The sequence below is a fragment of the Sphingopyxis sp. MWB1 genome, from assembly GCF_000763945.1.
Lineage (GTDB): Bacteria > Pseudomonadota > Alphaproteobacteria > Sphingomonadales > Sphingomonadaceae > Sphingopyxis.
The window spans coordinates 973,838-998,526 of record NZ_JQFJ01000002.1 but is presented as its reverse complement, the minus strand read 5'-3'; the positions used below and the strand labels follow the sequence as shown (position 1 = coordinate 998,526).

At 65.1% G+C, this 24,689-nt stretch carries 22 protein-coding genes; 21 read left to right on the top strand and 1 reads right to left on the bottom strand.

What is annotated here, in order from left to right; all coding sequences use genetic code 11:
• Positions 1-8: 8 nt before the first annotated feature.
• Positions 9-752 (top strand): 3-oxoacyl-[acyl-carrier-protein] reductase, encoded by a 744-nt coding sequence (gene fabG / locus JV18_RS0105580; RefSeq protein ID WP_033073744.1) that lies wholly within the window; start codon positions 9-11, stop codon positions 750-752.
• Positions 753-815: 63 nt separating this feature from the next.
• Here the strand turns inward: fabG and JV18_RS0105575 are convergent, their stop codons facing one another.
• Positions 816-2,966, bottom strand: a complete 2,151-nt coding sequence (locus JV18_RS0105575) for a TonB-dependent receptor (RefSeq protein ID WP_033073743.1) — start codon at positions 2,964-2,966, stop codon at positions 816-818.
• Positions 2,967-3,135: 169 nt separating this feature from the next.
• On the opposite strand from JV18_RS0105575, the gene JV18_RS0105570 reads away from it, so the two are divergent.
• The 20 genes from JV18_RS0105570 (at position 3,136) to ftsZ (ending at position 24,654) form a co-directional block, all read left to right on the top strand.
• The gene (locus JV18_RS0105570) at positions 3,136-4,110 is read left to right on the top strand and encodes a cysteine synthase A (RefSeq protein WP_033073742.1); all 975 of its coding nucleotides are present in this window, start codon (positions 3,136-3,138) and stop codon (positions 4,108-4,110) included.
• On the top strand, positions 4,107-4,508 hold the full coding sequence (locus JV18_RS0105565) for a hypothetical protein (protein WP_052071756.1): 402 nt from the start codon (positions 4,107-4,109) through the stop codon (positions 4,506-4,508). The genes JV18_RS0105570 and JV18_RS0105565 overlap by 4 nt, the downstream gene beginning before the upstream one ends.
• Before the next feature lie 5 nt (positions 4,509-4,513).
• A complete protein-coding gene (locus JV18_RS0105560; protein WP_033073741.1) occupies positions 4,514-5,656 on the top strand; it encodes a hypothetical protein in 1,143 nt (380 codons plus the stop codon).
• Positions 5,657-5,946: 290 nt separating this feature from the next.
• A complete protein-coding gene (locus tag JV18_RS0105555) occupies positions 5,947-6,447 on the top strand; it encodes a division/cell wall cluster transcriptional repressor MraZ (RefSeq protein ID WP_033073740.1) in 501 nt (166 codons plus the stop codon).
• A complete protein-coding gene (gene rsmH / locus JV18_RS0105550) occupies positions 6,444-7,439 on the top strand; it encodes a 16S rRNA (cytosine(1402)-N(4))-methyltransferase RsmH (RefSeq protein WP_033073739.1) in 996 nt (331 codons plus the stop codon). The genes JV18_RS0105555 and rsmH overlap by 4 nt, the downstream gene beginning before the upstream one ends.
• Positions 7,433-8,050 carry a hypothetical protein gene (locus tag JV18_RS0105545; protein WP_033073738.1) on the top strand — a complete coding sequence of 206 codons (618 nt, stop codon included), beginning with the start codon at positions 7,433-7,435 and terminating at the stop codon, positions 8,048-8,050. The genes rsmH and JV18_RS0105545 overlap by 7 nt, the downstream gene beginning before the upstream one ends.
• The gene (locus JV18_RS0105540) at positions 8,047-9,744 is read left to right on the top strand and encodes a peptidoglycan D,D-transpeptidase FtsI family protein (protein ID WP_033073737.1); all 1,698 of its coding nucleotides are present in this window, start codon (positions 8,047-8,049) and stop codon (positions 9,742-9,744) included. Before JV18_RS0105545 ends, JV18_RS0105540 begins: the two co-directional genes overlap by 4 nt.
• Positions 9,744-11,183 carry a UDP-N-acetylmuramoyl-L-alanyl-D-glutamate--2,6-diaminopimelate ligase gene (locus JV18_RS0105535; RefSeq protein ID WP_033073736.1) on the top strand — a complete coding sequence of 480 codons (1,440 nt, stop codon included), beginning with the start codon at positions 9,744-9,746 and terminating at the stop codon, positions 11,181-11,183. The genes JV18_RS0105540 and JV18_RS0105535 overlap by 1 nt, the downstream gene beginning before the upstream one ends.
• On the top strand, positions 11,180-12,556 hold the full coding sequence (locus JV18_RS0105530; protein ID WP_033073735.1) for a UDP-N-acetylmuramoyl-tripeptide--D-alanyl-D-alanine ligase: 1,377 nt from the start codon (positions 11,180-11,182) through the stop codon (positions 12,554-12,556). The genes JV18_RS0105535 and JV18_RS0105530 overlap by 4 nt, the downstream gene beginning before the upstream one ends.
• Positions 12,556-13,626 (top strand): phospho-N-acetylmuramoyl-pentapeptide-transferase, encoded by a 1,071-nt coding sequence (gene mraY, locus JV18_RS0105525; RefSeq protein ID WP_033073734.1) that lies wholly within the window; start codon positions 12,556-12,558, stop codon positions 13,624-13,626. Before JV18_RS0105530 ends, mraY begins: the two co-directional genes overlap by 1 nt.
• Positions 13,623-14,939 (top strand): UDP-N-acetylmuramoyl-L-alanine--D-glutamate ligase, encoded by a 1,317-nt coding sequence (gene murD / locus JV18_RS0105520; RefSeq protein WP_033073733.1) that lies wholly within the window; start codon positions 13,623-13,625, stop codon positions 14,937-14,939. Before mraY ends, murD begins: the two co-directional genes overlap by 4 nt.
• On the top strand, positions 14,936-16,174 hold the full coding sequence (locus JV18_RS0105515; protein WP_081944692.1) for an FtsW/RodA/SpoVE family cell cycle protein: 1,239 nt from the start codon (positions 14,936-14,938) through the stop codon (positions 16,172-16,174). The genes murD and JV18_RS0105515 overlap by 4 nt, the downstream gene beginning before the upstream one ends.
• A 7-nt stretch (positions 16,175-16,181) precedes the next feature.
• On the top strand, positions 16,182-17,366 hold the full coding sequence (gene murG, locus JV18_RS0105510; protein WP_033073732.1) for an undecaprenyldiphospho-muramoylpentapeptide beta-N-acetylglucosaminyltransferase: 1,185 nt from the start codon (positions 16,182-16,184) through the stop codon (positions 17,364-17,366).
• Positions 17,366-18,799, top strand: coding sequence for a UDP-N-acetylmuramate--L-alanine ligase (murC, locus tag JV18_RS0105505; RefSeq protein ID WP_033073731.1), 1,434 nt, complete (start codon positions 17,366-17,368; stop codon positions 18,797-18,799). The genes murG and murC overlap by 1 nt, the downstream gene beginning before the upstream one ends.
• Positions 18,796-18,927 carry a hypothetical protein gene (locus tag JV18_RS15715; RefSeq protein WP_268746262.1) on the top strand — a complete coding sequence of 44 codons (132 nt, stop codon included), beginning with the start codon at positions 18,796-18,798 and terminating at the stop codon, positions 18,925-18,927. The genes murC and JV18_RS15715 overlap by 4 nt, the downstream gene beginning before the upstream one ends.
• The gene (murB, locus tag JV18_RS0105500; RefSeq protein ID WP_033073730.1) at positions 18,924-19,844 is read left to right on the top strand and encodes a UDP-N-acetylmuramate dehydrogenase; all 921 of its coding nucleotides are present in this window, start codon (positions 18,924-18,926) and stop codon (positions 19,842-19,844) included. The genes JV18_RS15715 and murB overlap by 4 nt, the downstream gene beginning before the upstream one ends.
• Positions 19,841-20,764, top strand: a complete 924-nt coding sequence (locus JV18_RS0105495; protein ID WP_033073729.1) for a D-alanine--D-alanine ligase — start codon at positions 19,841-19,843, stop codon at positions 20,762-20,764. Before murB ends, JV18_RS0105495 begins: the two co-directional genes overlap by 4 nt.
• Positions 20,761-21,699 (top strand): cell division protein FtsQ/DivIB, encoded by a 939-nt coding sequence (locus JV18_RS0105490; protein ID WP_033073728.1) that lies wholly within the window; start codon positions 20,761-20,763, stop codon positions 21,697-21,699. The genes JV18_RS0105495 and JV18_RS0105490 overlap by 4 nt, the downstream gene beginning before the upstream one ends.
• Positions 21,700-21,702: 3 nt before the next feature.
• Complete coding sequence (gene ftsA / locus JV18_RS0105485; protein WP_033073727.1) at positions 21,703-22,959, top strand: cell division protein FtsA; 1,257 nt, start codon at positions 21,703-21,705, stop codon at positions 22,957-22,959.
• Positions 22,960-23,112: 153 nt separating this feature from the next.
• The gene (gene ftsZ, locus JV18_RS0105480; protein WP_033073726.1) at positions 23,113-24,654 is read left to right on the top strand and encodes a cell division protein FtsZ; all 1,542 of its coding nucleotides are present in this window, start codon (positions 23,113-23,115) and stop codon (positions 24,652-24,654) included.
• The last annotated feature ends 35 nt before the right edge of the window (positions 24,655-24,689 follow it).

Sequence of the window (24,689 nt, the reverse complement as noted above, 5' to 3'; positions counted from 1 at the left end):
ACGAAATTATGTTCGATCTCACCGGCATGACCGCCCTTGTTACCGGCGCCTCGGGCGGTATCGGTTCCGCCATTGCCAAGGCGCTTGCCGCGCAGGGCGCGCGGTTGGCAGTTTCGGGGTCCAATGCCGACAAGCTCGCGGCCTTTCGCGACGGGCTTGGCGGCGATCATGTCGCCTTGCCGTGCAACCTTGGCGATGCGGCGGCGGTTGATGCGCTGGTTCCCTCGGCGGTCGAGGCGCTGGGCGGGAAGCTCGATATTCTCGTCAACAATGCCGGGGTTACCCGCGACAATCTGATCATGCGGATGAAGGATGACGAATGGAATGATGTGATCCGCATCAATCTGGAGGCCAATTTCCGCCTCGCCCGCGCCGCCGCCAAACCGATGATGAAGGCGCGCTTTGGCCGCATCGTGTCGATCACCAGCGTCGTTGGCGCCACCGGCAATCCGGGGCAGGCCAATTATGCCGCGTCCAAGGCGGGCGTTACCGGCATGACCAAGGCGCTGGCGCAGGAACTGGCGACGCGCGGCGTCACCGTAAACTGCGTCGCCCCCGGTTTTATCGCGACGGCCATGACCGCTGACCTGCCCGACGCCCAAAAGGAAGCGCTCAATCAGCGCATTCCGGCGGGCCGCATGGGTGAGGGTGAGGATATCGCCGCTGCCGTCGTCTATCTGGCGTCGAAGGAAGCAGGCTATGTTACCGGCCAGACGCTGCATGTGAACGGCGGCATGGCGATGCTCTCGTAAACGATAGGGTAAATTCTCTCCGGCCCCCTCCCGCTTGTCGGGAGGGGGAGGAGGGGAGAAGCCTCAGAAGCTTGCCCGCGCGGTGATGCGGAAATCGCGGCCCGCGAGCGGAACATAATCCTTGGTAAAGCTGGCGTGGCGCCGCGCTTCGACGTCGAAAATATTGTTCGCTGACAGCATCAGCGTCAGATTGTCGCTGCTGGGCAGCGGACGCCAGCTGATTGAGGCATTGACCAGCGTAAAGCCCTTGGTCGGCGTTTCATGCGGCGCGATGCGCGTCTGGTCGTCGGTCCATTCAACCTCGGCGCGCGCGTCGATCCGGTCGCCTTGGGCTTCGAGGCCGCCCAGGATGCGCAGCGGCGGGATGCGCGGCACATTCTGGTCGGCGCCCCCGCGGATTTTCGCGCGGGTCATATCGGCAGTTACATCGCCGACGATAGCAAAGCCGCCGATTTCGGCCAGTCGTGCGCTCGCTTCGGCTTCAAAGCCCCAGACGCGCGCGTCGCGCTGATAATATTGGAACACCGGCAGTTCATCCTCTTCCTCGCCGGTCGCCGCCGAATAGATGAAATCGTCGAACCAGTTGGAATAGGCCGCGAGCGCAAGGTGGAAACCGCCGCTGTTCACCTTGACCGAGGCTTCGCCGCCCCAGCTGGCTTCACGCTTCAGATCGGGGTCGCCCAGCTCATAGCTTTGGGTGGCGATATGCAGGCCGTCGGAGAATAATTCTTCCGCTGAAGGCGCGCGCACGGCCCGCGCGCCCGACAGGGCGATTTTCACCCCCGGCATGACTTCATAGCTGGCGCCGAGCGCGCCCGAAAAAGTATCGAAATTGCGCGATATGCCCAGCGTTGGTGCGCGCACATCGGTCTTTTCATAGCGGGCGGCGGCTTCCAGCCCCAGCGCGCCTATCGACCATTCCTGCAAGGTGAACAGCGCGAACTGGTCGGTCAGGTTGCGCGGAACAAAGGCTTCGGCGCCCACGGCGTCAAAATCGCGGTGGCTATATTGCACCCCGCTTGCGCCGCGCCAGCCGCCGCGATCATTTTGCGCCAGCTCCAGCCGTCCTTCGACGCCCTTGTTGGTAAAGATGGTGCCGACTTCATCGCCTTCAAATTCGGTATGCTTGTAATCGGCAAAGCCCGCGCGAATACGCAGCTTGTCGAAAAGACCGTCGCCCAATTCGACTTCGCCGCGCAAATCGGCGCGCCATTGCTTGAGGCCGATGGTGACGGGGCCTTCGCCATGCTCGTGATCATGATCATCGTCATCATGGTCGTCTTCATCCTCGTCACCATGATGATGTTCGGTGCCGGGGCGGCTGGGGACGCCATATTTGCTGTCGAAATAAGCGATGGAAATGCCAAGCTGGCCGCCGTCATTGATCAGCGACAGGCCGCCGGCGGCGGTCCAGGTTTCGCTGCCGGTGTTGGCGACCTTGCCGCGGCTGTTCGCCTGTTCGGTCAGTTCGGCGGCTTCCTCGTCATGGCCTTCCTCGGCCTCATGTTCGGCGAGATGGAGAAGGTCATCGCGCAGGCCGGGGGCAAAGACATAGCCGCCGGTGCGAACGTCGCCGGTCTTGCGCCAGCTTCCATCGACATGGGCGACAATCTGGGAGGAGAGGGCGACATCGACCGATGCGCCGACATTGCGGTCGTCGGCGGCGGTGGCATAGCCGCCCAGCACGTCGACATGGACATGATCCTCCGGCACTTTGCGGGGAATGCGGCGGTCGAACAGATTGACCGCGCCGCCAATCGCCTGACTGCCGAACAAAAGCACGGCAGGGCCGCGCAGAATTTCGACGCGTGAGACGGTCAGCGGGTCGATGGTGACCGCATGGTCGGCGGAGGTGTTCGATACGTCGATGGAGCCGATGCCATCGGTGAGGACGCGGACGCGCTCGCCCGAAAAGCCGCGCAGCACCGGGCGCGATGCGCCGGGCGAAAAGCTGGTGGCGGAAACGCCGGGTTGCCGTGTCAGGGTGTCGCCGATCTGGCTGCGCAGGTCGCGCGCGAGCTCATCGCCTTCGAGCACCGAAATATTGCCCAAAATGTCGAGGTCGCGGACATAGGGGGCGGTGACGATGATCGGATCGCCGGTGTGCAGATCGTCGCCGCCGCCGCTGCGCGGTGCCTGCTGGGCATAAGCGGGGGCGGCGAGAATGAGGGCGAGTCCGGCGGTCGCGGAAGGGAGATGTTTCGGCAAACGCATGGGGAAATCCTGTCTCTATGGGGTTCGGCGGGCGTCAGTAATGATATACTGTCACAGTATCAAGTCCCCCGTCCATGCTTTTTGGGTGCCCGCCTCCGTGGGGGCTGGCTTGACCCTTCCCAAGCGAAGCTGTCTTGCAGCCGTCCCGGCGGCGTCCTAGATCAGCGCCATGACCATAGCGAAACAAAGTCTCGACCTGATCGGCCATACGCCGCTGGTGCTGCTGAAAGGGCCGAGCGAGGAAACCGGCTGCGAAATCTGGGGCAAGTGCGAATATGCCAACCCCGGCGGGTCGGTAAAAGACCGCGCGGCGCTGTATATTGTGCGCGATGCAGAGGAAAATGGCCTGCTTCGCCCCGGCGGCACCATTGTCGAGGGGACGGCGGGTAACACCGGTATCGGCCTCGCGCTGGTCGGAAATGCGCTGGGTTACAAGACGATCATTGTCATGCCCGACAATCAGAGCGCCGAAAAAATGGCGACAATCCGGGCCCTTGGGGCCGAACTGGTGCTGGTCCCCCCCGCGCCCTTCGCCAACCCCGGCCATTTCGTCCACACCTCGCGCCGCATCGCCGAGGAAACCGAAAACGCCATCTGGGCGAATCAGTTCGATAATATCGCCAATCGCAAAGCCCACGTCTGCGGCACAGCCGAGGAAATCTGGGACCAGATGGAGGGGCGCATCGACGGTTTCACCTGCGCCGCGGGGACCGGCGGTACGATCGCGGGAACTGGGCTGGGGCTGAAGGCGAAAAACCCCGATATCACGATCGCGCTGACCGATCCGCATGGGGCGGGGCTTTATAATTATTATCGTTGTGGTGAACTTAAGGCCGAAGGATCGAGCGTTGCCGAGGGGATAGGGCAGAACCGTATTACCGCCAACCTCGAAGGCGCGCCGATTGACACGCAATTTCGCATTTCTGACGCCGAAGGGCTGGCGGTTGTGCGCCGCCTGCTGGACGAAGAGGGGCTGTGCCTGGGGCTGTCGTCGGGGATCAATGTCGCGGGCGCGATGGCGCTCGCGCGGCAATTGGGGCCGGGCAAGCGCATCGCGACCATTTTGTGCGACAGCGGCTTTCGCTATCTGTCGACGCTGTACAATCCCGAATGGCTCGCGGCTAAAGGGCTGGACGCGGCATGAGCGACGTCCGCCCTTCCTCCAGCCGCCCATCGGCGCGTGCGACCCCCGCGTCGCAGCCTGCGGCTACGCCCGAACAGGATACGATGCGCCGCATGCAAATCGGCATTGCCGGGGTGCTCACCGTTCTCCTTCTCGTCGGCATGGCGGAATTGATCAGCGACCGCGCGCGCGAAAGCGCCGCCAAAGATGCTGTGGAAGCCAGCGAAGTGAAAATGCCGGGCGATACGCCCAAAAGCGCCAGCGCGCCGCTGGAAGAACTGGGGGTTCAGCCTGCTTCCAAGGGCGAGGAGGAGGATATGGCAGAGCGATCCCCGCCTTTGGCACCGCCAGCGGCGACGGTGCCCGACCTTGAACCCGACCCTGAATTGGAGCGCGCGCGCCAATCGCAGAAAAACTGACCCCGATGATAAGCGTAGCGGCAACGGCGTTGCTGGCCCTGCTGCTTGGCTGGGCGCTGGGCGGGCAAGCCCTGCTGGGCCGCATTGACCCGGCGTTGGTTTTCCCTTGGCTGTTTGTGCCCCTGTTCCTTCTGGCCTGCCGGGAGAGGAAGAGTGGGCGGAGGCGGCGCTGGCGGATGCTTTTGCTGGCCATCGCCGTCCTGCTTGCTGGCCAGGCACTGCTTGCTTTCACTCTGGCGGGACGGACTGACTGGCTTCAGCCAGGCCTCCAGCTGGGTCTGGTCGCTGTCGGAGCGGTCTTCGCGGCTCTTCTGGCTGATTGGCTGGCGCAGAAAGGCCATAGTAGGTGGCGCTGGGCGGGGGGCGCCTTGCTGAGCCTGGTCTGGCTGATCGCGGGGCAGGCGTTGCTTGCGCTGCTTTATGCGCCATTACCTCCGTCGACCACCGCGCCTCCCATGACGATGGCGACAGCTTTGCCGCTCCGCTGGGCAGGCGGCGACGGCGATCTGGCGGATATGCTGCGGACCGGAGCCGCCGACGCGCCCGCGCTTGCGCGGCTCGAAAAATGGGGGCCGGTGCGGCTTGTGGACAATCTTGCCAATCTTTCGCCCCCCGGATCGCTGTTGTTGGCGCATCCGCGTGCGCTTGCCCCTGATGAACTGGTCGCGGTCGATGCCTTTGTCCGCGGCGGGGGCCGCGCGGTCATCCTTGCCGATGCTCTGTCAAGCTGGCCTCCGCGGCATCCGCTCGGCAATCCACGCAATCCGCCCGTGACCAGCCTTCTGACGCCCTTGCTCGACCATTGGCAGATCGAGCTGGGAGCGGCCCCGCAAGGGGAGGGGGAAAGGAAGGCGGATGCAAACGAACGGCGGCTGCGCCTGTTCAGCGCGGGGGGCTTCACAAATTTCCCCTCCGCCTGCCGCAGCTATGCCGAGCGGCGCATTCTTCATTGTTCGATTGGCCGGGGCGAGGCCTGGCTGGTGGGCGATGCCGACCTGCTCTTTGCGCCGCTGTGGCAGCCGCTGGTGCCGGGGGCCGCCCATTTGCGCCGCGCTGACACGATGGAATGGCTCGCGGCCCTTTTATGGGGCGAGGCGGCGGCGCGCGCACCGCTGACCCCCTTGTGGATCAGCGCTCGTTCCTCCTGACCTGCCGGTCCGCCACCCTTCATCTGCTGATCATTGAAGCGTTCACCCGAGGGGGCGGGCGCGATCTCCCCTGTCTTGACCCCGCTTCGCGGATGATTCATGGCGTTTTTGCTGCAAATTTGGCCTTTTGACCCCATCTGTCCCTAAATTTCCCCTTTTCACCCCGATAGAGTCTTGGTAGGCAGGTGTTGGAGAGGGGCAATCTCCGCCTGAGTCACTCGGCCTGAAATCCTGCGGTTTCGGGGTCAGGAAAGTTTTGCCCATCGGCGCGTAAACAGGGGGGCAGAGCGATGGCGATTGTGACGCCCGGACAGTTTGCGGGCACCAACTTCGCCGCGATCGATGGCAAGGGGCGCATCGCCGTGCCCTCACAATTCCGCAACAATGTGCCCCTCAATGCGGATGGCCAGCGCGTGCTTTGGGTCGGTTTTCACGAAAAACTGCCCTGTCTCGTCGCCTATGGGCAGGATCAATATGACCGGCTGACCGGCGAAATCGAACGCGACCGCGAAACCGCGCGGATGCGCGACCGCGATTTCGACGAAGATGCCGAGTTCAAGAAACGCTTCAGCTATACCGAGGCCTACGCCCTCGACGACAGCGGGCGCTTCCTGCCCAGCTTCATCCACCGCGACCGGGTGGGCGATGCGGGCGCGACCGCCTTTGTCGGATCGGGCCGCCGCTTTGAAATCTGGTGGCTCCCCACCTTGGCCGAATGTGCTGAGGCGGACCCGGTGCTGAAGCGCCTTGCCGCCGTCTGGCAAGAGACGAAGGGGAAGGGGCGGAAATGACCGATCTTCCCCCAGGTCTCCCCCGGGATCCCCGCCATGATCCGGTCCTCCGTGAAGAAGTCATCGCCGCGCTCGCCATCACCCCCGGGGAACGGCATGTCGATGCGACCTTCGGCGCGGGCGGCTATACGCGCGCCATGCTCGGCGCCGGAGCCGAGGTGATCGCCTGTGACCGCGACCCTGACGCCATTGCCGAAGGGCAGGCGCTGGTGGCGGAGGTGAGCGGACGGCTGACGCTGATCCATGGCCGTTTTGGCGAGCTCGACCGGTTGCTGGCCGAACGCGGCATCACCGCCATCGACGGCATCACCTTTGATATCGGCGTCTCCTCAATGCAGCTCGACCGCGACGAGCGCGGCTTTTCCTTTCAGAAAGATGGCCCGCTCGACATGCGGATGGCGCAGGAGGGCGAAAGCGCCGCCGACTGGCTCAACCGCGCCGACGAGGGCGAAATTGCCGATGTGCTGTATCATTATGGCGATGAGCGTCAGTCGCGCCGCGTCGCGCGCGCCATTGTCGCCGCGCGCCCGCTTTCGCGGACCGCCGAGCTTGCCGCCGTCATTCGCAAGGCGCTGCGCCACCCCCCCGGCGCGCCGAAGGACCCGGCGACGAAAAGCTTTCAGGCGATCCGCATCCATGTGAATGGCGAGCTGGATGAGCTGGTTGCAGGACTGAATGCCGCCGAGCGGCTGCTGCGTCCCGGCGGCCGCCTTGCGGTGGTCAGCTTTCACAGCACCGAGGACCGGATCGTCAAGAATTTCCTCCGCGAACGCAGCGGCGGCAACGCGCGCGGTTCGCGGCACCTGCCGGCGCCCGCTGCCGGCGGCGCGGTCGTACCCACTTTTCATCCGCCAGCCCGCAAGGTGCGCCCCGGCAAGGCCGAAGAAGCGCGCAATCCGCGCGCGCGGTCGGCGACCTTGCGGAGCGCGGTTCGCACCGATGCGCCCGCCCGGGCAGGCGATACAATCACAAAGGAGGCAATGTCATGTTGATGGCGGCCCGCAAGCTGCAAGGAATCGGCCTGGTTCTGCTCGTGCTGCTTTTTGCCATGGCGCTTTATCCCGTCTCGCTCAAAGTGGCGGCGACACGCAGCGAACTCACGCAGATCGAGCGCGAGATCGATCGCACGCGCGACAATATCCGCTATCTCGAATCCGAATTGGCGGTGCGCGCGTCGATGCGGCAACTTGAACAGTGGAATGCTGAAACCTTTGGCTATTCGGCGCCTTCGGCGGCGCAATATCTCTCGAACGAGCGCCAGCTTGCCTCGCTCGACCGTTTGCCGCGGGCGCGCGGCGCGGGCGATGTTGCGCCCGTCCTGATGGCGATGGTCACTCCCGTCGCCAGCAGCGAGGCGCCGCGTGAAAGCGCCGCGCCCAAGCCCGAAAAGGCTCCGGCCAAGGCTCCGGTCGCGGACAAGAAGCCGATTGTGCTCGCTCAGGCGCCAGCGGAAATCCGCACCGACACGCCGCCGCGCATGGTGCAGACGCGGCGCCGCGAACAGCTCAAGATGATTGAAGACCAGCTTTTGGCGGATTCGACGCTCGCCGAACTCAAGCGCGCTGCGGCGCGCGAGGCTGCGGGGGGAAGCGCCGCGCAATGAACACGCTGGTCGTCCGCCCGGCCCGGATCCGAACCGCAGGGGTGCGGCAGCAAATCCTGCTGACCGCGCAGCAGCGGTTGATGATCCTGATGTTGCTGTTCATGGCGGCCTTTTTCCTAATCTCGGTGCGGCTCGTCTATTTCGGCCTGTTCGATACATCGACGGGGCAGGGGGGCAATGCTGCGGCCTTTGTCCCCGCGCGCGCCGACATTGTCGATCGCAATGGCGTGCCGCTGGCGCGCACCATCGACGGTTATTCGATCCGCGTCGTGCCGTCGAAACTGCTCAACAAGCCGGGCTATCTGGCCGATGAGCTGGTCAAGATTTTCCCCGACACCCCGCGCGAGGAATTTCTGAAGCGGCTCACGGGAACACGGCCCACCTATCTGCGCCGCCGCGCGCTTCCCGATCAGGTGGCGGCAGTCAATGCCATTGGCGAAATCGGGTTCGACTTCCCGCGCGAGAAGGAGCGGCTCTATCCGCAACTGACGCTGGCCGCCCATGTGCTCGGCTTCACCAATGCCGAAGGGCATGGCGTTACCGGGGTCGAAGGTGCTTATGACGAGCGATTGCTCGATCCCAAGCTGCGCGCCGATCCGCTGGCGCTCTCCATCGACGCGCGCGTTCAGGGGGTGCTCGAAAGCGAGCTAAGCCATGCCGTCAATAATCTGGAAGCCATTGGCGGCGCAGGCGTCATCCTTGACGTTCATACCGGCGAAGTGCTCGCGATGACCTCGCTGCCGACCTATAATCCCAACAAGCTTGCGGGCAGCGATCCGATGACGCGCCGCAATGCGGTGACTTATAATCTTTACGAGCTGGGCTCGACCTTCAAGCCCTTGTCGATTGCGGCCGCCATCGATGCGGGGACGGTCACCAGCATGGCGCGCCGCTATGACGCGACCGAGCCGCTGGCGATTGCGGGCTTTCGCATTCGCGACAGCCATCCGGCGCGCCGCTGGCTCAACGTGCCTGAAACGCTGATCCACAGTTCGAACATCACCACCGCGCGTATCGCCGATGATCTGGGGCGCGAACGGATGGAGAAATTGTTCCGCGATCTGGATTTCGACAAGCGACCGGGGATCGACATCAAGGAACGCGCCTATCCGCTCTGGCCGCGCCATTGGGGGCGACTGACGACGATGACGACGGCCTATGGCCATGGCATTGCCGTGACGCCGCTGCATCTGGCGAGCGCTTATGCCGCGCTGGTCAATGGCGGCATTTACCGGCCTGCGCGCCTCACCAAATTGACCGATGGCGCCCCGCCCAAGGGGCGGCGTGTGTTCAAGGCGGCGACCAGCGCGCGGATGCGCCAGCTTTTGCGCCTGATCGTTTCGGACGGCACGGGACGCAAGGCCGATGCGCCGGGCTTTCGTGTCGGCGGCAAGACGGGCAGCGCGGAAAAACCCGGCGCGGGCGGCTATCGGCGCAGTTCGCTCGTCTCGACCTTTTCGGCGGCTTTCCCCATGGATAATCCGCGCTATGTGGTGATCGCGATGATCGACGAACCCAAGGGCAATGCCTATAGCTCGGGCCAGCGCACCGCCGGGTGGACGGCAGCGCCCGTGGTGCAAAAGGTGGTGATGCGCGCCGGGCCGATGCTGGGCGTCTTTCCCGACGAAAGCCGCGACGTCGACGTGTCCGAACTCACCCCTCTTCTTTGGAAAAGCAGCGGGAGCGGCGAATAATGCAGCTATCGGCCTTGCTCGATGATGCGATGTTGGCGGGGGGCGACGCGTCCGTCACCGGCCTCGCCATCGACCATCGCAAGGTTGCGCCCGGCACCATTTTTGGCGCGTTCGTCGGCGCGCGGGTCAATGGCGAGGATTTCATCGCCGATGCGGTGAAGGCAGGGGCCATTGCCGTCGTCGCCCGGCCCGAGGCGAAGGTCGAGGGCGCGGTGCATATCGCCGACGCCAATCCGCGCCGCGCCTTTGCCCGGATCGCGGCGCGCTTCTTTGACCGTTTTCCCGGCACCTGCGTGGCGGTCACCGGAACCAATGGCAAAACCTCGACGGTCGAAATGGCGCGCCAGCTGTGGCGCATGGCGGGTTTTCATGCTGCCTCGATCGGGACGCTGGGGATTACGACCTCGACCGAAAGTGCCTCCACCGGATTGACCACCCCCGACATCGTCACCTTCCTCGCCAATATGGCGGGGCTGGCAGCCGAAGGCGTGACCCATGCGGCCTTTGAGGCGTCGAGTCACGGACTTGACCAATATCGCACCGAAGGATTGCCGGTGCGCGCGGCGGCTTTCACCAATTTGAGCCATGATCACCTCGACTATCATGGCACGATGGAGGCGTATCTCGCCGCCAAGCTGCGGCTTTTTACCGACGTGGTTGATCCGGCGGGTCATGCGGTGATCTGGCGCGACGATCCTGCCGCGCCGCAGGTCGAGGCGGCGGCAGAGGCGCGCGGCGCCACGCTTTTCACCGTTGGGACGAGCGGCGATGATCTGCGCCTGTTGTCGCGCACGCCGACGCAATTGGGCCAGTCGCTGGTGATTGCGGGCCGGGAGGGCGAGCGGCGCGTCGAATTGCCGCTGATCGGGGCCTATCAGGCGGCCAACGCCCTGGTCGCCGCCGGACTGGTGATCGCAACCGGGGGGGATGAGGCGCTGACGCTTTCCAATCTCGCGCGGCTTCAGCCGGTGCGCGGGCGACTCGAACGCGCGGCGATCAGCCGGGCGGGGGCGCCGATCTATGTCGATTATGCGCATACGCCCGACGGGCTGGAGGCGGCGCTTGATGCGCTGCGGCCGCATTGCAGCGGGCGGCTGATCCTCGTCTTTGGGGCGGGCGGCGACCGCGATTCCGCAAAGCGGCCCGAAATGGGCCGGGTCGCCGCTGCCAAGGCCGATGTTGCGATCATCACCGACGATAATCCGCGCGGCGAGGACCCCGCCGCGATCCGCGCCGCCATTGCCGCGGCGGTGCCCGGGGCGCAGGTGATCGGCGACCGCCGCGCCGCCATTGCCGCCGCCATCGCCGAGGCCGGGGGCGAGGACATCATCTGCATCGCCGGAAAAGGCCATGAACAGGGCCAGATTGTCGGCGCGGGCGATGCCATGCGCGTCATTCCCTTTGACGATGTCGCCGTTGCGCGCGAGGAGGCGGCATGAGCCCGCTCTGGACCGCCTCCGCCATCGCCGCCGCCTGTCAGGGCGAGGCCAGCGCCGATTTTAGCGTCGGCGGGGTCGCCTTCGATTCGCGCGAAGTGACGCCGGGCGAATTGTTCATCGCGATGAAGGGCGAGGCGACCGACGGACATAAATTCATCGACAAGGCGATTGCGGCGGGCGCGGCGGGGATCCTGTGCGAAACCGCCATTGATCACCCGCATGTCCGCGTCGCCGACAGCGCCGCCGCGCTCGATGCGCTGGGCGCCGCTTCGCGCGCGCGCAGCCACGCAAAGATTATCGGCGTCACCGGATCGGCGGGCAAGACGGGGACCAAGGAGGCGCTGTACGCCGCGCTCGACCGTTTCCGTCCCGGCAAGGCGCATCGCTCGGTCAAAAGCTATAATAATCATGTCGGCGTGCCGCTCAGCCTCGCGCGTATGGCCGCCACCGCCGATTATGGCGTGTTCGAAATGGGGATCAACCATGCGGGCGAACTGGCGGCGCTCACCCGCCTCGTCCGCCCCCATGTCGCCATCGTCACGACCATCGCGCCCGCACATATCGAATTTTTCGGCAGCGAAGAGGCGATTGCCGATGCCAAGGGCGAGATTTTTGAGGGGCTGGAGCCCGGCGGCACCGCCATCGTCCCCTTTGACAGCCCGCATTATGCCCGGCTGCGCGCCAAGGCCGAACGGCACGCGGCCCACATCGTCAGCTTTGGGCTGGGCGAGGGCGCTGACGTGCGCGCGGTCGACTGGCTCCCCGACGGGCAGGGCGGATCGCTCGTTACCGCACAGGTTCAGGACGCGCTGCTTTGCTATACGCTCGCGCAGGCGGGCGCACATTGGGTTGCCAATTCGCTTGCGGTGCTCGCGGCGGTCAAGGCGGTGGGCGCGGACCTTCCCGCCGCGGGGCTTGCCTTTGCCGAAATGGGCGGGTTGGCGGGGCGCGGCGCGCGGCACCGGGTTGATTTCGGCGATGGCAAGATATTGGTCATCGACGAAAGCTATAACGCCAATCCCGCTTCGATGGCGGCGACGCTGGGGCAGCTCAAGGACGAATCCGCCGACCGCAAGGTCGCCATTTTGGGCAGCATGCGCGAACTTGGCGGGGAAAGTGACCGCTATCATGCCGCGCTTGCCGCTCCGCTCATCGCGGCGGGCGTGCAATTCGCCTTGCTGGTGGGCGAGGAAATGGCGCCGCTCGCCAAAGCGCTTGAGGGGCAGGTGGATTTCGCGCATGTGCCCGCGCATGGCGATGCAAAGGCGCAATTGGGCGGTTTGATCCGTCCGGGCGATGCCATTTTGATCAAGGGATCGAACAGCGTCGGCCTGTCGCATTTGGTGACCGCACTGATCAACGGGGATATTTGATGTTATATTGGCTGGCGGAATGGCTGGGTTTTCCGGGGGGCCTTAACCTGATCCGCTATCTCAGTTTCCGGTCCGGCGCTGCGGTCGCGACCGCGATGATCCTTGGACTGTGGATCGGTCCCCGCTTCATCCTGATGCTGCGTATGCGCCAGGGCAAGGGACAGCCGATCCGCGATGACGGCCCGCAAAGCCATTTGGCGAAAAAGGGCACACCCACCATGGGCGGGCTGATGATCCTCATCTCGCTAATGATCTCTGCCCTGTTGTGGATGGACCTCTCCAACCGCTTCGTCTGGGCCTGTCTGTTCGTGACCGCCGGTTTCGCGCTCGTCGGCTTTCTCGACGATTTCGACAAGGTGACCAAGGCGAGCCATCGCGGCATTTCGGGGCGGCTGCGATTGCTGATTGAATTCGGTATTGCCGGGGTGGCGGTGCTGCTGATCGTGTCGCGCACCGGGACCGATCTCTATCTGCCCTTTTTCAATGACGTCGTCATTCCGTTGGGGCCGCTATACTATGTCTTTGCGATGGTGCTGATCGTCGGATTTGGCAATGCGGTCAATCTGACCGACGGGCTTGATGGTCTCGCGACTTTCCCCGTGATGATCGCGGCGCTGACCTTCCTCGTCATCGTCTACCTGTCGGGCAACGCCAAATTCGCCGAATATCTCGGCATTCCGCATGTGCCGGGGGCGGGAGAGCTGGCAATTTTCGCTGCCGCGATCATCGGCGCCTGCCTCGCTTTCCTCTGGTTCAATGCGCCCCCCGCGTCGGTTTTCATGGGCGATACGGGCAGTCTGGCGCTCGGCGGCGCGCTGGCGACCATGGCTGTCACCGCGCAGCATGAACTGGTGCTCGTCCTCGTCGGCGGCCTGTTCGTGGTCGAGGCCTTGTCGGTGATCATCCAGGTGTTCTGGTTCAAGCGAACGGGCAAGCGCGTCTTTCGCATGGCGCCGATCCACCATCATTTCGAACAATTGGGCTGGCCGGAATCGACCGTGGTCGTGCGCTTCTGGATCATTTCGCTCGTACTGGCGCTCGCGGGCCTCGCGACGCTCAAGCTGCGGTGATCACCAGCCGCGCCTTTGCCGGTCGCCGCTATGCGGTGCTGGGACTGGCGCGCTCGGGTCTTGGGACCGTCGAAGCGCTGGTGGCCAGCGGCGCGGGCGTTACCGCCTGGGATGACCGGGAGGAGGCGCGCGACGCCGCCATGGCACTGGGCGCCGATATCGGCAATCCGCTGGACATCGACCTGATCGGCTTTGCGGGCGTCGTGGTTTCGCCCGGCGTGCCGCTCAATCGCCATCCCATTGCGGCCCATGCGCGGGACAATAAGGTGCCGGTGATCGGCGATATCGAATTGTTCGCCGAAGCGCGGGGCGACCTGCCGCCGCATCGCATCGTCGGCATCACTGGCACCAATGGCAAATCGACCGTCACCGCGCTGATCCACCATATGCTGGATCAGGCGGGCCGTGCCGCGCTGATGGGCGGCAATATCGGCCTGCCGATCCTTGCGCGCGATCCGTTGATGCCTAATGAAAAGGGGCCGGGCGTCTATGTGCTCGAATTGTCGAGCTATCAGATCGACCTCGCGTACAGCCTCGCCTGCGACATTGCGGTGCTCACCAATATTACCCCCGACCATCTCGACCGCTATGACGGCTTTGAAGGCTATGTCGCGTCCAAGGCGCGGCTGTTCAGCCTGCAGCATCGCGATCAGGTCGCGGTGATTGCGGTTGACGATGATCCTTCGAAAATGGTGGCGAGCCATGTCAACCACCGGCTCCACCGCGTATCCGCCAAGGATATCGACCCCGCCGATCAGGCGCGCTGGCCCGCGCTGCAGGGGCCGCATAATGCGCAAAATGCCGTTTGCGCCATTGCCGTATGCCGGGTGCTGGGGCTGGATGATGCGGAAATCGAACGCGGCCTTGCCAGCTTTCGCGCGCTTTCCCACCGCATGGAATGGGTCGGCGATATCGGGGACGTCCGCTGCTATAATGACAGCAAGGCGACCAATGCGGCGTCGGCGGCGCCCGCTCTGGCGGCTTTCCCGCCCGCGCCTGCGCCGCGCCTGCACTGGATTGCGGGCGGACAGGCCAAGGGCGATGGGCTCGCCGCCTGCCGTCCCTGGTTCGGGCATGTCAAATGCGCCTATCTGATCGGCGAAGCGATGGAGAGTTTCGCGGATGAAATCGGCGACGCGGTACCCGTTGAGCGCTCGGCCACGCTCGCGCGCGCGGTCGAGCAGGCGGCGGCCCGCGCCGCACCCGGCGATATCATCCTTCTCTCGCCCGCCTGCGCCTCTTTCGACCAATTTTCCGACTATGAAGCGCGCGGCAATGCCTTTCGCGAACTGGTGCAGGGGCGCGGGGCATGAGCGGCGGGCCGGACAATCTTGATGCCACCCTTGATCGGCCGATCATTGCGGCGCCGCGCACGACGCGGCGGCGGGGGCCGCGCCTCAGCCGCGCCGACCGCACGCCGCTTGGCCTCTGGTTCTGGGAAATCGACCGTGTGCTGTTGCTGCTCGTGTCGATCTTGGTCGCGGTCGGGCTGGTGGCCGTCGCCGCCGCCTCTCCCGTCGCCGCGCAGAAATTGTCAACCGCGACGGCCAGCATCGACCCGCTTTATTATTTCTATCGCCAGTTAATGTGGGTGATCGTCGGCGTGCCCGTCATGCTCGCCATATCAATGCTTCCCAAGGCGCAGGCGCGGCGCTTTGCCGTCTATGGGACGCTTTTCTTCCTGTTCCTCCTTATCCTGGTGCCTTTGGCCGGGGCGTCAGTGAATGGCGCGCAGCGCTGGCTGGGCAGCGGCTTTTTCCGGCTCCAGCCGTCGGAGTTTCTGAAGCCCCTGTTCGCCGTATCGCTCGCCTGGGTGCTGTCTTTGCGTCTTCATGACCCCAGCCTGCCGGTTGTTCCGCTCAGTCTGGGGCTGACCGGCGTGATCGCCCTCTTGCTGATGGGCCAGCCAGACCTTGGCCAGACGATCATCTTTGCCGCGACCTGGTTCGTCCTCGTCCTCGTCGCCGGGCTGTCGATGCGGATATTGGGCGCGCTCGCGGGGATGGGCTTTGCCGGGCTGGTGCTCGCCTATTTCTTCTATCCGGTGGCGCAGCAGCGCATCAACATCTGGCTGTTCGACAAGGGCGACAGTTTCCAGGTCGACAAGGCGCATACGACGCTGACCGCCGGGGGGCTGATCGGCACCGGCCCCGGCGCGGGGCTGGCGAAGTTCCAGCTTCCCGAAGCACATACCGATTATATCTTCTCGGTTATCGGCGAGGAGTTCGGGATTATCGCCTGCGTTGCCATATTGGCGCTGTATCTCGCGATCATCGTTCGCGTGCTGGTGCGCTTGCTTGACGAGGAGGACAGCTTCCTGATCCTTGCGGTCGCGGGGCTGATCGCGCAATTCGGCGGCCAGGCAACGATCAACATGGCGGTGAACACCCAGCTTTTCCCGTCGAAGGGGATGACCTTGCCTTTCATCAGCTATGGCGGCTCCTCCTTCCTTGCCTTGTCGATCGGAATGGGTTTGCTCTTGTCGCTGACCCGCCGGAACCCCTATGCGGCGCGGGTGTCGATGACCCGCAACTGGAACCAGAAATGATTGCCCGATGACAGCAACGCGCCACTTTCTTCTCGCCGCCGGAGGCACGGGCGGCCATATGCTTCCCGCTTATGCGCTGGCGGGCGAACTGATCGCGCGCGGCCACCGCGTTGCGCTGGTCAGCGACGATCGCGGGCTGCGTATTCCCGGCGCCCCGGCCGAACTGGAAACGCACATCCTGCCCGCCGGCCGCGTCCATGGCGGCCCCGTCGGCTGGGTCAAGGCGGCGCTCGCCATCCGCAAGGGGCGGCGCATGGGCATTGACCTGATCCGCGAATTCGACCCGGCGGTCGTTGTCGGTTTCGGCGGCTATCCCTCGCTCCCCAGCCTGCTCGCCGCGCGCGCAGCGAAGCGGCCGAGCGTCATTCACGAACAAAATGCCGTGCTGGGGCGCACCAACCGGCTGATGGCCGGGCGCGTCGATGCCATTGCGGTTGCCTATCGCAATATCCACCGCTTTCCCGAAAAGCTGGCGATGAAGCGCCACCTCACCGGCAACCCGGTACGCGAGGAGGTGATTGCGATCCGTGAGGATGGCTTTCCGCCCTTGCCCGAAGATGGGGTGTTCCGCCTGCTCGTCGTCGGCGGCAGCCTGGGCGCGACGATCCTCAGCGAAGTGGTGCCCGCCGCCATCGCCATGCTGCCGCGCGCGCTGCTCGACCGGCTTCAGGTGGTGCAGCAGTGCCGCGAGGATGATCTTGCCGCTGTGCGCGCCAAATATGCGGAGCTGGGCGTTGCCGCTGAATGCGCCCCCTATATCGCCGACCTGCCCGAGCGGTTGCGCTGGGCGCATCTGTTCATCGGGCGCGCGGGGGCGTCGACCGTCGCCGAGCTTGCCTGCGCGGGCCGTCCGGCGCTGTTCGTGCCTTATCCCCATGCCATGGACGATCATCAGACCTATAATGTCGTCGATCTGGTCGAGGCGGGCGGGGCGCAGTCCATTCCCCAGCCGCAATTCACCCCCGCGGCGGTCGCCAAACAGATCCAGCGTTTCGCGCTCGAACCCGGCGCTATTGAGGATGCAGCGGAAAAGGCGGCAAGCTGCGGCCTTCCCGATGCGACGCGCGTCCTTGCCGATCTGGTCGAATCCTTTGCGCCGCCGCCGTTGATGGATGTCATCCGCGTGGGTGCCCAGGGCGGACAGCGAAAATCGGCGTCCGGCGTGGCGGCAGCCCGGCGGGAGGCGAAATAATGCGCGGCGTCGGGACCGATATCGGCATCATCCATTTCATCGGCATTGGCGGCATCGGCATGTCGGGCATTGCCGAAGTGATGCACAACCTCGGCTATCAGGTGCAGGGCAGCGACATTGCCGACAGCTATGTCGTCGAAGGGCTGCGCGCGCGCGGGATCAAGGTCGCCATCGGCCATGCGCCCGAAAATGTCGAAGGGGTGGCGGTGGTCGTCACCTCGACCGCGGTGCAGCGCGGCAACCCCGAAGTCGAGGCTGCGCTCGCGCGCCGCATCCCGCTGGTGCGCCGCGCCGAAATGCTCGCCGAACTGATGCGGCTGAAATCGACCGTCGCCATTGCCGGCACTCATGGCAAGACGACGACGACCAGCCTCGTCGCCGCGCTGCTCGATGCGGGCGGCATTGATCCGACAGTGATCAATGGCGGCATCATCAACAATTATGGATCGAACGCACGGCTGGGTGCGTCGGACTGGATGGTGGTGGAGGCTGACGAAAGCGACGGCAGCTTCCTGCGCCTTGACGGCACGATCGCGGTCGTCACCAATATCGACCCCGAACATCTCGACCATTATGGCAGTTTTGACGCGATCAAGAACGCCTTTGTCGAATTTATCGAAAATGTGCCCTTTTATGGCGCGGCAATGCTCTGCCTCGACCATCCCGAGGTGCAGGCAATCATTCCGCGCATCCGCGACCGGCGCATCATCACCTATGGCTTTTCGGCGCAGGCCGATGTGCGCGGCACCAATATCGAGCCGGGACCCGACGGCAATCGCTTTGATGTGGTTGTGCGGAACCGCGACGGCGAAAGCCGGACGATCGAGGGCATTCATCTGCCCATGTCGGGGCGCCACAATGTGCAAAATGCGCTCGCCGCCATTGCGGTCGCGCTGCACATGGGGGTTTCGGACGACAAGATTGTTTCGGGGTTCAACGGCTTTGCGGGAGTGAAGCGCCGCTTCACCAAGGTTGGCGAAATTGCGGTGGGTGAGGGGCATATCGCGGTCATCGACGATTATGCCCATCATCCGGTCGAAATTCGCGCCGTGCTGTCCGCCGCGCGCGAAGGCGTGGGGACGGGGCGTGTCGTGGCCGTGGTCCAGCCGCACCGCTTTACCCGGCTGCGCGATCATATGGATGATTTTCAGCAGGCGTTTAACGATGCCGACATGGTGCTCGCGCTGCCTGTCTATGCCGCCGGGGAGGAACCGATCGAAGGCGCCTCGTCCGACGCGCTGGTGCAGGGGCTGCGCGAGCGCGGCCACCGCCACGCCGCCGCCGTTGCCCATGCCGATGCGCTGGCCCCGACGCTGGCCGAAGCGATCGGCACCGGGCTGATCGGCGCGGGCGACAAGATCATCTGCCTTGGCGCGGGCGATATTACCAAAATCGCCGCCGGATTGGCCGAAGCGGTGGAGGCGGCGCGATGAGCGGCTTGTTTCACCTGCTTTTTACTCCGTTCGTGTCGAGCGAAGTCGAGACACGGCTCGACTGCGCGCCTTGCCTGATGGGCATCTCGACTTCGCTCGATGCGAACGGTGAGGGGAGGGCGGTTTGACCACCCACACCCTTCCCGCCGTTCGCGGAAAGCTCACTCCCGATGCCCCGCTCGCGCCGCTGGTCTGGTTCAAGTCGGGGGGCGCCGCCGACTGGCTGTTCGCACCGCAGGACGCCGATGATCTGGCCGATTTTCTGCGCGCGCTTGACCCCGCGATTCCGGTGATGGCGCTGGGGCTTGGTTCCAACATGATCGTGCGTGACGGCGGCTTTCCGGGCGTGGTGATCCGGCTCGGCAAAGCTTTTGCCAAGGTGGAGGCGGTCGATGCGACCAGCCTGCGCTGCGGCGGCGGCGCGTCGGGGATTCTCGTTTCCTCGACCGCGCGCGATGCGGGTATAGCGGGGCTGGAATTTCTGCGCTCGATCCCCGGCACCGTTGGCGGTTTTGTCCGGATGAATGGCGGCGCTTATGGCAGCGAAGTCAAGGATGTATTGGTCGAAGCCGATGTGATTTTGCGCTTCGGCGAGCGGCGCACGCTGACGCTGACCGACCTTGCTTACAGCTATCGCCACAGTGAATTGCCCGAAGGGGCGGTGGTGGTGTCGGCGCTGTTCCGCGGGCGTCCGGGCGAGCCGCAGGCGATCCAGGCCGAAATGGACCGCATCGCCGCCAGCCGCGAAGCCTCGCAGCCGTTACGCTCCAAGACCGGCGGATCGACCTTCAAAAATCCCGACGGGCACAAGGCATGGCAATTGGTCGATCAGGCCGGCTGCCGGGGTCTGGTGATCGGCGGGGCGCAGGTCAGCGAAAAGCACACCAACTTCCTGATCAATATGGGCAATGCCACCAGCGCCGATATCGAAGCGCTGGGCGAGGAAGTGCGGCGCCGCGTTCGCGAAAAATGCGGGGTCGAACTGCAATGGGAAATTCAGCGCGTGGGGCAGGCCCCGGGCGCGCGAGGGGAGGAAAGCCAATGAGCCGGGGTCCATGGCATGTCGCCGTCCTGATGGGCGGCTGGTCGGCCGAACGCGAGGTGTCGCTGTCGAGCGGCACGGGTATCGCGGATGCGCTGGAGGAGCGCGGGCACAAGGTGACGCGGATCGACATGGACCGCGACGTCGCGCTGCGGCTTGCCGAGGCAAAGCCCGATGTCGTTTTCAACGCGCTGCACGGCGTTCCGGGCGAGGATGGGACGGTGCAGGGGATGCTCGACCTGATGGGCCTGAAATATACGCACAGCGGCCTTGTCACTTCGGTCATCGCCATCGACAAGCAATTGACGAAACAGGCGCTGGTGCCGCATGATATCCCCATGCCGACGGGGGTGATGGTCGATTGCGAAAGCCTTTATTCACGCGATCCGCTGCCGCGCCCCTATGTGCTGAAACCCGTCAACGAAGGATCGTCGGTCGGCGTCGCCATCGTCCGCGAGGACAGCAATTACGGCCAGCCCATTTCGCGCGATGCCGTGGGGCCGTGGCAGGAATTTGACCAGCTTCTCGCCGAACCCTTTATCAAGGGACGCGAGCTGACCGTTGCCGTGCTGGGCGACACGCCGCTGGCCGTGACGGAGCTGCGCGTCAAATCGGGCTTTTACGATTATGATGCCAAATATACCGACGGGCTGACCGAACATGTCTGTCCCGCCGACGTCCCCGCCGATGTGGCGCAGCGAATGATGGACCTGGCGCTGCAATCGCACCGGATTCTGGGGTGCAAGGGCGCCTCGCGTTCCGATTTCCGGTGGGATGAGGAGCTGGGGATGGACGGCCTCTTCTTGCTGGAGGTCAACACCCAGCCCGGCATGACCCCGCTCAGCCTGGTACCCGAACAGGCGCGCGCGGTCGGCATCGACTATGCCGAACTGGTCGAGCGCATCGTGGAGGCCGCATTATGAGCCGCACGCGCATCAAGCGCGCGAAGGCGCCGCCGCGCCGCCCGGCGCGTGCGCCGCGTCGTCGCAAAAAGGTGAAAACCTCGCGCGTCAATGCGATCCTGAACGCGCTCCCGATCAGCCACCAGCGGCTGCAAAAGCTTGCGAACTGGACCATCGGTATCGGCCTGTTCGCCGCCGTGGGCCTGGTCGCGCACGCCACGGGCGTGACGGCCAAGGTGCATGAGGAATGGGCGCAAACGGTCGCGCGCGCGGGCTTTCAGGTCGAAAAGGTCGAAGTGGTCGGCGCCGACCGGATCGACCGGCTGAAAGTCTATGATATTGCGCTCGCGCAGAAGGAACGCTCGATGGCGGCGGTCGACCTCGACGATCTGCGCGCCGATCTGATGCAATATGGCTGGATCAAGGATGCGCGCGTGTCGCGGCGCCTGCCCGACACGCTGGTCGTCGATATTGTCGAGCGCAAGCCCGCTGCCATCTGGCAACATGCGGGGCGCCTGTCGCTGATCGATGCCGAAGGCGTGGTGCTGGAACCCGTCACCATTGCCACCATGCCCGACCTGCCGCTGGTGATCGGTCCGCGCGCCAATCGGCGCGCACAGGATCTGGAAGCGCTGATGGCGGAAGCCAGCTCGCTCAAGGAATTGCTCGCGGGTGCGACTTGGGTCGGCAATCGCCGCTGGGACCTGCGCTTTCGCAGCGGCGAAACCCTCTCGCTTCCCGAAGGCGATGCAGAGGCGAAGGCGGCGCTCGCCAAATTCGCGCATCTCGATGGGGCGAACCGTCTGCTCGGACGCGGCATTTTGCGTTTCGACATGCGCGACCCCGCGCGCTTTGTCCTGCGCCTGCCGCATGAGGGGCAGGTCGCGCCCGCCAAGCTGGAGGATGCGCGCGCCGCCGTTGATGCGGTCAGCAGCATCGCCGTGGAAAAGGGATAGGCCATGGCCCCGCCGCGCATTGAAAAGATCATCACCGCGCTCGATGTCGGGTCGTGGAAGGTCTGCGCGCTGATCGCGGGGCAGACCGCCGATGGCGCGCTGCATGTGCTCGGCACCGGGCAGCGCGAAAGCCGCGGCGTCCAGCGCGGCTATGTCGCCGATATGGAGCAGACCGAACATGTGGTGCGCGAGGCGATTGAGCAGGCCGAACGCATCGCCGGGCTGAATATCGACGATGTGTGGGTCAGCTTTTCGGCAGGCTGCCTGCTGAGCGATGTCGCACCCATCGAAAGCGAGCTGGGCGGCCACCGCATCGAGCAGGAGGATGTCGATGACCTGCTCGCCGCCGGACGCGCGGGGATTGATCCCGAAGGACGGATGATCCTCCATGCCCAGCCCGCGCTCTATACGCTCGACGGGCTGACCGGGGTGAAGAACCCCATCGGCCTCCATGCCGATCGGCTGGGGGTCGATATCCACATCATCATGGCCGACGGCGCGCCGGTGCGCAATCTGGAGGCCGCGGTGCGGCAGGCGCATCTGGACGTTAACGCTGTCGTCGCCGCGCCGATTGCGGCTGGGCTGGCCTGTTTGTCCGACGAGGAACGCGATCTCGGCGTCGCGCTCGTCGAAATGGGCGCGGCGGTGACCACCGTGTCGCTCTATGCCGGGGGGATGCTCGTTGAAATGGCCTCGCTGCCCTTTGGCGCCAGCGACATTACCGACGATATCGCTTCGGCCTTTGGCATTCGCCGCAGCCAGGCGCAGCGCCTGCAAAGCTTTTACGGGTCGGCCTCGGCCAGCCCGCGCGACAATAGCGATATCATCGAACTCGACCCCAACGCCCCGCCGGGCAGCGACTCGCCGCGCATCACCCGCGCGCAGCTTGTGTCGGTGATCCGCCAGCGGCTTGACGCGATGATGGGGGAAATTGGCCGCACTTTGAAGGATTTGCACTTTGTCGGCCCGATCGGGCGGCAGGTGGTGCTGGTCGGCGGCGGCGCCGATTTGAAGGGCATTGCCGATTATACGCAAAGCGCACTGGGCCGCGCCGCGCGCATCGGGCGACCGCGGGGCTTGCACGGCCTGCCCGACGCGCATAGTGGCCCCGCTTTCGCAACATTGGCGGGTCTGGTTCTCTATGCTGCCTCCGACCCGGTGGACCTGCGCGACCTGTCGGTCATGTCGCAGGATGTCTACCGGCCCAGGGAGGGGGGGATCATCCACCGGCTGATGATGGCGTTAAAAAGCAGTTTCTAGTCCGATGGGCGGCGAAAAGGTTAATTTTTTGGGTGATTCCGCGGTCACAATAGTGCAATGCGGTAACGGGAGTCCGGGGCGGCGAACCGCTGCCCGTCCGGATCGAATGGACAGCTACGCGGCAAGAGTTGGCCGCCGCAGGGAGATTGTTAGATGAGCATCAATATTGGCCCGCCGCAGGTCGACGAACTGAAGCCGCGCATCGCGGTGATCGGCGTCGGTGGCGCCGGGGGCAATGCCATCGCCAATATGATCAGCGCCAAGGTCGAGGGCGTCGATTTCATCGTCGCCAATACCGACGCGCAGGCGCTGAACGCCTCGCCCGCCGAACGGCGCATCCAGCTTGGGACGCAGATCACCCAGGGGCTGGGCGCAGGCTCGCGGCCCGAAGTCGGGCGCGCGGCGGCAGAGGAAAGCATCGCGCAGGTCGAAGAAGCGCTGGAAGGCGCGCATATGTGCTTCGTCGCGGCCGGCATGGGCGGCGGCACCGGCACCGGCGCGGCCCCCGTCATCGCCAAGGCGGCACGCGACCGCGGTATCCTGACCGTCGGCGTCGTCACCAAGCCCTTCACTTTCGAAGGCGCGCGGCGGATGCGTTCGGCGGAATCGGGCATTTCGGAACTGCAGGATCATGTCGATACGCTGATCGTCATTCCCAACCAGAATCTGTTTCTGGTCGCCAATCCGAACACGACCTTCAAAGAAGCCTTCACCATGGCGGATGAAGTGCTGCAACAGGGTGTGCGCGGTATCACCGACCTGATGGTCATGCCCGGCCTCATCAACCTCGACTTTGCCGACGTCCGCAGCGTGATGCGCGAAATGGGCAAGGCGATGATGGGCACCGGCGAGGCCGAAGGCGACGGCCGCGCGCTGGAAGCGGCGCAAAAGGCCATCGCCAATCCGCTGCTCGACGGCGTGTCGATGGCGGGCGCCAAGGGCGTGATCGTCTCGATCGTCGGCGGCGAAGACATGCGCCTGATGGAAGTGGACGAGGCCGCGAACCATATTCGCGAGCTGGTCGATCCCGATGCGAACATCATCTGGGGCAGCGCCTTTAACGAATCGCTCGAAGGCAAGATCCGCGTCTCGGTCGTCGCGACGGGGATTGAGGGCGGTGCCGAAGCCGATGCCGCCGGGGCGGCTGCCGCTCCGGCGCCGACCGGACGCAGCTTTGCCTTCCAGCCCAAGCGGACGGCGGCGCCCATCGCGCCCGCCGCTCCCGCTCCGGTGGTCGAGGATCTGGTCGATCCGGGCGTCGAGGACGTTCCGGTCAAGGAAGAGGCGCCCGCCGCCGATCCCGCACCCGGCTTTTCGCTTGGTGGCGGCGCGAAGGATGCGGCTACTCCCGCGCCCGCACCGGCGCCGACCCCGGCTCCGGCCGCATCGGAAGAGCCGATGGAATTGTCGCAGGTCGCAGCCACTTATGACGATACCGCCGACGAACTGGTCCTGGGCGATCCCGCCAAGTCCGCGCCCGGCGATTATCGTCCCGCGCCCGCACCCGGCGGGGCGCCCGGCGCAGCGCCTGCACCGTCTGGCGCAGCGCCCTCGCGCGCGGCGGGCGGCGGCGGCACCTTGTTCGAGCGCATGTCGCGCCTTTCGCGCGGTGGGGCGCCGAGCGAGGCCGAAGCGCCTGCCAAGTCGGACAGCGTGGATATTCCGCGCTTTTTGAACAAGCAGAATAACCAGTAAGCAGGGCATGGACGACCGCGCTTCGGGGCGGCGCG

Excerpts from the sequence above, each read along its gene's own strand:
- rsmH (WP_033073739.1), top strand. The coding sequence starts at position 6,444 with ATGACCGATCTTCCCCCAGGTCTCCCCCGGGATCCCCGCCATGATCCG.
- JV18_RS0105575 (WP_033073743.1), bottom strand. The coding sequence starts at position 2,966 with ATGCGTTTGCCGAAACATCTCCCTTCCGCGACCGCCGGACTCGCCCTC.
- JV18_RS0105565 (WP_052071756.1), top strand. The coding sequence starts at position 4,107 with ATGAGCGACGTCCGCCCTTCCTCCAGCCGCCCATCGGCGCGTGCGACC.
- JV18_RS0105560 (WP_033073741.1), top strand. The coding sequence starts at position 4,514 with ATGATAAGCGTAGCGGCAACGGCGTTGCTGGCCCTGCTGCTTGGCTGG.
- murC (WP_033073731.1), top strand. The coding sequence starts at position 17,366 with ATGCGCGGCGTCGGGACCGATATCGGCATCATCCATTTCATCGGCATT.
- ftsZ (WP_033073726.1), top strand. The coding sequence starts at position 23,113 with ATGAGCATCAATATTGGCCCGCCGCAGGTCGACGAACTGAAGCCGCGC.
- JV18_RS15715 (WP_268746262.1), top strand. The coding sequence starts at position 18,796 with ATGAGCGGCTTGTTTCACCTGCTTTTTACTCCGTTCGTGTCGAGCGAA.
- fabG (WP_033073744.1), top strand. The coding sequence starts at position 9 with ATGTTCGATCTCACCGGCATGACCGCCCTTGTTACCGGCGCCTCGGGC.
- mraY (WP_033073734.1), top strand. The coding sequence starts at position 12,556 with ATGTTATATTGGCTGGCGGAATGGCTGGGTTTTCCGGGGGGCCTTAAC.
- JV18_RS0105555 (WP_033073740.1), top strand. The coding sequence starts at position 5,947 with ATGGCGATTGTGACGCCCGGACAGTTTGCGGGCACCAACTTCGCCGCG.
- JV18_RS0105540 (WP_033073737.1), top strand. The coding sequence starts at position 8,047 with ATGAACACGCTGGTCGTCCGCCCGGCCCGGATCCGAACCGCAGGGGTG.
- JV18_RS0105490 (WP_033073728.1), top strand. The coding sequence starts at position 20,761 with ATGAGCCGCACGCGCATCAAGCGCGCGAAGGCGCCGCCGCGCCGCCCG.
- JV18_RS0105570 (WP_033073742.1), top strand. The coding sequence starts at position 3,136 with ATGACCATAGCGAAACAAAGTCTCGACCTGATCGGCCATACGCCGCTG.
- ftsA (WP_033073727.1), top strand. The coding sequence starts at position 21,703 with ATGGCCCCGCCGCGCATTGAAAAGATCATCACCGCGCTCGATGTCGGG.
- JV18_RS0105535 (WP_033073736.1), top strand. The coding sequence starts at position 9,744 with ATGCAGCTATCGGCCTTGCTCGATGATGCGATGTTGGCGGGGGGCGAC.
- murG (WP_033073732.1), top strand. The coding sequence starts at position 16,182 with ATGACAGCAACGCGCCACTTTCTTCTCGCCGCCGGAGGCACGGGCGGC.
- JV18_RS0105530 (WP_033073735.1), top strand. The coding sequence starts at position 11,180 with ATGAGCCCGCTCTGGACCGCCTCCGCCATCGCCGCCGCCTGTCAGGGC.
- JV18_RS0105515 (WP_081944692.1), top strand. The coding sequence starts at position 14,936 with ATGAGCGGCGGGCCGGACAATCTTGATGCCACCCTTGATCGGCCGATC.
- JV18_RS0105545 (WP_033073738.1), top strand. The coding sequence starts at position 7,433 with ATGTTGATGGCGGCCCGCAAGCTGCAAGGAATCGGCCTGGTTCTGCTC.
- JV18_RS0105495 (WP_033073729.1), top strand. The coding sequence starts at position 19,841 with ATGAGCCGGGGTCCATGGCATGTCGCCGTCCTGATGGGCGGCTGGTCG.